A 1,528-nucleotide genomic window follows, 5' to 3' on the forward strand; every position below is an offset into this window, starting at 1 on the left:
CCAAAAGCTAATCCAGCCCGTGAGGCGAAAATAAAGGGCTATTTGCCTGAGTGCTGAGGGAACTGATTGTGACTCCGATCTATCTGGCATAGGTATTCCCGCTGGCGGTATTAGCACAGGCTTCTAAACGTTCCTCTTGAGAGCTTACCCAGTCAATTCTTAAATGACTGAGATTTTGGCCCGCTACTTGGATATGCAGTTAGCGCAGATCTCCTGCGAGCGTACCGGGAGGTCAGGTAAGCGATTGTGCCAATGCCATTATGCGTCAAAACAGGGCTCTGTGTATGTTGTTTGGCACGATGGACAGATCTGCTAGGTTTGGTAGCAATCCTTTAAAAAAAATAAAATTTTAAAAAAATTCGCCTTTTCGCACAAATAAATCGATCGCATACAACAAAGTTTTACCCCCAGGTATTCTACGATGAAAGCAGCAATTCTAGAATCCCTACCTGACTGAGGGAAATTTGAGTCATTGCATATATTGTGCAAAGCGCAATTTAACGCTTAAGGCTCAATAACCCAATAAGTCTGGTAGGGCTCCTTAAAATTAACTTTCTAGAATCGATCGTAATAATCAGCAGTTCCCGATCGGACATAATGGAACTGGATCGCCATTCACCCTCGTAGCGATGTTGCCTGTCCCTATGCTGTAAGGACTGTCTGAAAATATTCTTGGTTCAAGATGCTCTTACCTAAAAAATCCCGCTGAATGTTCCTGCTATTGTGTCCAGCACATGGCATCCACAAGTTCATTGAGCGGGTAAGGCGACTTATCTGTGAAAAAACCTTGACATCAGAGGGTTGCCCCAACGATTCAAAAAGGCATTAGTTATAGAACGTCAGTGCTGAAAAGGTGTAAAAGCTGCGATGGGAATTGGCAAAAGATTATTGCTGTTCTGGAGGGGGAATAAAGATCGACACTTACGTTCAAAAACATATGCCTCTTAAACAAATTTGGAAAAACCGCTCAACGAATTATGGAAATGAAATTTGAAGATATTTACCAATTCTTTGACAATCCTCCTCCCATCTACCTGAGTAAGGAGTTAGCCGTTTGCTACGTCCTCTCTGTTTTAGTGCGGGGTGAGTCCTATGGAACGGAACTAATCCAGCTTATAGAGAGTGAATATCCCGCTTATCGGCTTTCCGATACTGTCCTGTACAGCGCTCTCAAATTCTTGGAGGAAGAACAAGCAATTTCTGGTTACTGGAAAAAAGTAGAAGGGCGCGGGCGTCCCAGGCGGATGTATCGTATCCGTGCTGATTGGCGGGATCGTTCCCAGGATTTGGCTCGTCTTTGGCATGAGTATGCGACTAAAACCAACCACTTTCATCCAGAAGAATCCGGCCAGCGCGAACCGGTTCGAGAAGGTGGCTAGAAATAGTGAAGTTATGTAAAGTAGAGGGAGTAAAAATACTCCAAAACTTTTTGAGGTATCGCGGTGGGGCGTTTTTGGATTGAGTGCCAACATCAAATCTAAAATCGCCAACCCCTTCCTGAATCAAATCCATGATCGCGACAATTCTT

At 44.1% G+C, this 1,528-nt stretch carries 1 protein-coding gene; it reads left to right on the forward strand.

Annotated elements, in window-relative coordinates; genetic code table 11:
- Positions 1-983: 983 nt before the first annotated feature.
- A complete protein-coding gene (locus tag H6S82_RS32460) occupies positions 984-1,379 on the forward strand; it encodes a PadR family transcriptional regulator (RefSeq protein WP_190465088.1) in 396 nt (131 codons plus the stop codon).
- Positions 1,380-1,528: the final 149 nt, after the last annotated feature.

Origin of the sequence: Planktothrix sp. FACHB-1355 (assembly GCF_014748295.1) — a bacterium.
Taxonomy (GTDB): Bacteria; Cyanobacteriota; Cyanobacteriia; order Cyanobacteriales; family Aerosakkonemataceae; genus Aerosakkonema; species Aerosakkonema funiforme_A.